At 60.2% G+C, this 4,810-nt stretch carries 3 protein-coding genes; all 3 read left to right on the top strand.

Features of this window, described 5'->3' with window-relative positions; genetic code table 11:
* On the top strand, positions 1–206 hold a 206-nt coding region (locus DWV58_RS10060), incomplete at its 5' end, for a hypothetical protein (RefSeq protein WP_233540563.1).
* Between the two features lie 252 nt (positions 207–458).
* Entirely contained in the window at positions 459–2,348 is a 1,890-nt protein-coding gene (locus tag DWV58_RS09655) for a carbon starvation protein A (protein WP_117638215.1), read from the top strand.
* 184 nt (positions 2,349–2,532) lie between these two features.
* A complete protein-coding gene (locus tag DWV58_RS09650) occupies positions 2,533–4,725 on the top strand; it encodes a hypothetical protein (RefSeq protein ID WP_158564559.1) in 2,193 nt (730 codons plus the stop codon).
* The last annotated feature ends 85 nt before the right edge of the window (positions 4,726–4,810 follow it).

Genomic DNA, 4,810 nt, shown 5'->3' with positions numbered 1-4,810 from the left:
GGAAAGCACTTAATGTGCTTTCCGTCTTGCGCAGGACTGTAGAGCAGGAAAGTTCATATGCGCCGCCCGGCTCCCGCGGCTCCCGAGGGGTATCTCCCATGCAAAAACTTTTGTTGGGTAAAGTCCGAGGTCAGTGGCGTTTTATAACGAGAAATTCAAAAAAGTTGAAAATCCATTACAAATTTGCGTTGACTTTAGGTAACTAAAGTTTCATACTCCTTTTCAACCACTGGGGGATGTGAACACGCACGGATCGTTCACATCATGATTGAAGAGGATTTCTTAGACATGTTCACGCATCAGCTAAACATTATCAGCGTAGTAATTATCTGATGCGGGTTAGCACATACAGCTAGCCCGTACGATAACGGGCGGCTGATGAAGATGAGGGCCGTCGAGCGCAACCGACGGCCCTCATTTTTTATGTCTAGGAAGTTCTTTTTAGAGGAGGAAATGTAATGAACGGAGTTTTGCTCATGGTTGTGGCCGCGGCGGTGCTCGCCTGTGGCTATCTGGGCTACGGCCGCTGGCTGGCCAACAAGTGGGGCGTTGACAAAGAGGCCCTCACGCCGGCCAAGCGCATGAAGGACGGCAAGAGCTTCTCGCCCGTCTCCGCCTTTACCGCGTTCTCGCACCAGTTCAGCTCGATCTGCGGTGCTGGCCCTGTCACGGGTACGATCGTCGCCATGGCCTTTGGCTGGCTGCCCGTCGTGCTCTGGGTCCTCGTCGGCGGCATCTTCTTTGGCGCCGTCCACGACTTTGGTGCTCTGTACGCTTCGATGAAGAACAACGGCAAGTCGCTCGCTCAGCTCATCGAGAAGTACATCGGCAAGACCGGCCGTCGCCTGTTCCTGCTGTTCTGCTGGCTGTTCTGCATCATCGTCATCGCCGCCTTCACCGACATGGTCTGCAAGACGTTCATGTTCACCCCGGCCGTTGACGCTTCTGGTGCTGCTACCGGTGCCATCGACTTCACCAAGTCCTATGCCGCCGGCTGCGCTGGTACCATCTCCATCCTGTTCACCTTCGTCGCTATCGCCTTTGGTTGGGCCCAGAAGAAGTTCAACCTCACCGGTGCTACCGAGTTCGTCACCGGCGTGGTCCTCATGGTCCTCATGTTCGCCGTCGGCATGCAGTTCCCGGTCTACCTGGACAAGTTCCAGTGGTTCGCCGTTGTCATGGTCTACCTGGTCTTTGCTGGCGCCATGCCCATCCAGATGCTCAAGACCCCTCGCGACTACCTCACTTCCATCATGATGATCGTCATGATCGCCTGCGCTGTCCTCGGTATCGTCGTCCTGGGTGTTAACGGCCAGGCCACCATCACCGCTCCGGCCTTTACCGGCTTCTCCAGCGCTTCTGGCATGATGTTCCCGGTCCTGTTTGTTTCCGTTGCCTGCGGTGCCCTCTCCGGCTTCCACAGCCTCGTTTCTTCTGGTACCTCCTCCAAGCAGGTCGAGAAGGAGCAGGACGCCGTCAAGGTCGGTTATGGCGCCATGATCGTCGAGTCCTTCGTCGGCATCCTTGCCATCATCGTCGCCGGCATCATGTTCTCCGATATGAACACCGCCGGCACCGGTGCCCTCAACGCTGGCGTCGCTTCCACCCCGTTCCAGATCTTCGCTGCTGGTATCTCCCGCGGTATGCAGGCCTTCGGTGTTGACGGCACGCTCGCTACCGTCTTCATGACGATGAACGTTTCCGCTCTGGCCCTGACCTCGCTCGACGCCGTCGCCCGCATCGCCCGCACCTCGTTCTCCGAGTTCTTTGCCCAGACCAACGACGCCCTGGCCATCGAGTCCAAGGCCGGCTACATGAAGGTTCTCGGCAACCCCTGGTTCGCCACGGTCGTCACCCTGCTTCCCGGTCTCGCCCTCGCCTTTGGCGGCTATGCCAACATCTGGCCGCTCTTTGGTGCTTCCAACCAGCTGCTCGGCGGCATGACCATGATCACCCTCGCCGTGTTCTGCAAGTGCACCGGCCGCAAGGGCTGGATGCTCTACGTGCCCGTCGCCTTCCTGCTCTGCTGCACCTTCACCTCGCTGGTCCAGAGCGCCATGGGCTGCATGACCGCTGTCCAGGCTTACGGCTTCTTCGGCACCATCCCGGCTACCGCCACCACGGCCGCCGTCTCCGTCGCCGCCACCAAGGGCTTGCAGCTCGTTTTCGCCGTCCTGCTGATGGTCCTGGGCCTCATCGTCGCCGTCAACTGCCTCAAGGAGTTCTTCGGCAAGGAGGCCGGCTCCATGCCCGACGAGGAGCCCGAGTGGTCCGAGATGGGCAAGGCCGAGTACGGTCGCGCCGCTGCCGCTGAAGCTCCTGCCGACGCCGAGGCCGCCAAGGCCTAGTCAGCTTGATGGACTAACCGTTCCATCCATATGACTCGGAAAGACCGGGTCCGCGACTTCGCGGGCTCGGTCTTTTTTTCATGCGAAAGCGGGTGACGCTCGAGTGTTCTCGCAGATGTTTTGCGTGAATAAGGGCGCGCGTTGTACCATATAAACGTATATGTGTACATATGAAAGGGGCCCCGTGGCCAAGACGGTATATTCCGATAATCAAAACAATGTCGATGCTTTGGCTGAGCGCCTGAGCAGCCAGACGTCGCTTTCTGCCGAGCGCGCCAAGCTGGTTGCCTACGACCTGCTCTGCCGCAAGGCGCTCAAGATCAAGTCGAGCGCGCTGGCGCAGATTTTCCGTTCCGTCGATAAGGAATGCGACACCAAGGCGATGCGCGACGAACTCATCGCGGCAAAGATCGTTACCAAGATCGAGGGTAGCGGCATTAACGGGCGCCCGGCGTTCTATACCATCAATGCCGAGATCCGCGATGCCCAGGAGCAGCCTGCCGAGTCCGTCGAAGATTTTGTCGTCGAGGATTTCGCTGACGTGCCTGCTGTGGAAGAAGTTGCTCCGCGTGAGCATGTCGATACCGATGAGTTGCTCGATGAGAACGTCGTGCGTGCCTTTACGGCCAAGGCAGGACGCGGCGGTTTTGGCGGGGGCGGCAAGCGCGATGCACAGCGCCGCGCCCAGCAGGAGCGCTTCCGTCGCGCCGTTGCTCGAAAGGGCGAGACGGATGCCGAGGCTGTTGAGACCGAGGTTGCTGCCGAGTCGCAGAGGCCCGCGAAGGAGCAAAAGCCCGTGGAGGCCCAGGAGCCCCAGCGTCGCCGTGGTGCCCACTTTAAGGCTGCGCAGCAGGATGTCGCGCATGAGGTTGAAGAGCCTTCCGAGGCTGCAGACGATGTTGAGGAGTCTGCCAAGAAGGCTCCGGGTTCATGCCGTCCCGGGCGTGGTTTTGCGAGGCGCGCGTATCCCGTAAGGCGTCAGGAGAAGGGCGAGCCGGCTTCGACCGCTCAGGCCGAGAAGGCCGAACAAACCGAGAAAACCGTTGAGCCGGCGGCTCGCGAGCAGCAACCTTCCGAGTCGCAGCCTGCGGCTGACACTGAGGTCAAAGCTCAACAGACCGCTGATAAGCAGGCTGGGGAGAGCGCCTCAGGCAAGCCCCGCCGTCGTCGTCACCGCGGCGGTCGTGGCTCAAATGCCGAGGCCGCGGCCGAGAAGACAGCGACACAAAACGGAGATGAGAAGGCCGAGACTCCGGTGGATCAGGTCAAGCGCCAGCCGGCGAAGGAGGCCAAGTCCGATCGTCCGCAAAAGCGCTCGTCTGCGCCCAAGCAGGAACGTAATACCCGGGCAGATTCCAAGCGTAAGCCTCATGCACAGGCTGAGCCTGCCGCGGCTGATAGTGCTACCCAGCAGCCCGAGTCGGCCGTCCACGGCGAGGTATCGGCGTTTGCCCTTGCCCGCGTTTTGGGCAGGCAGCTGCTCAAAGTTGTCCCTACGCCTACGGCGCTCTCTAAGATCAAGGAGCAGCAGACTCAAATTGTTAAGGTCGAGGGCAAGGACGGCAAAAAGGCGCCGCAGCGCACTCAGCACAACGAGATGTCCAACCGCAAGATTGCCGAGGAAATCGCAATCATCCAGGCTTGGATCGAGCAAAACCGAGGTGCCGATACGCCGGTTGCCTCGCGCCGCCAGCGTGCCTACCAGATTTTTAACGACGAGAAGGCTTTTGACGGCAAGCACGGCGAGCGTCTAATTCGGCGTATGACCGAAAAGGGCATCAGCATGCAGGCGATTAAGGTCGCCCCCAACCGCCCCGTGCACTTTACGGGTTTCTTTACGCTGGGCGCCGATAAGCCGTTCATTATGGTCGAGAACCTGGACACCTATGACGAGATCGTCAAGCTCCTGCGCGGCCGCAAGCACGCTAAGCTCTTTGGCATCAAGGTGGGCGGCGTGATTTTTGGCGGCGGATGCAAGGCGAGCGTCTCGCATGCCCTGGACGATTATCTGGCTGAGATCGGCTATCGCTTTAACTACGTCTACTACGTGGGCGATATCGACCGCGAGGGCGCGCGCATCGTCGAGCAGGCTCGCAATGCCAATGTGGTTGAGATTCGCCTGCATGCCGGCATGTACCGCGCCATGCTCGCCGAGCATAAGCGTCGCGTGAAGGCCGGCGGCGAGTGCGAGCCCGCGGCTGCCAACCAGGGCGTGCCGCAGAACTTGGCGGCGACGATCAAGGATCTGCCCATGGTCACGCGCGTGCAGTTCCGCAATGTGCTGCGCGAGGGCGGGCGCATTCCGCAGGAGATTCTGATGACCGCCGACTATCGGGATGGCGACTCGGGAAGCTTCGACCGCATGCTTAACAACTAAATTCCGCCGGCCCCGGGAGAGCGGGGACACCGGCTTAGGTTTCCTGCTCTACAGTCCTGCTCACGACGGAGGCCACATTAAGTGG

Source organism: Collinsella sp. AF11-11 (assembly GCF_003465485.1).
GTDB lineage: Bacteria > Actinomycetota > Coriobacteriia > Coriobacteriales > Coriobacteriaceae > Collinsella.
This window is presented reverse-complemented; position numbering and strand designations above follow the sequence as displayed.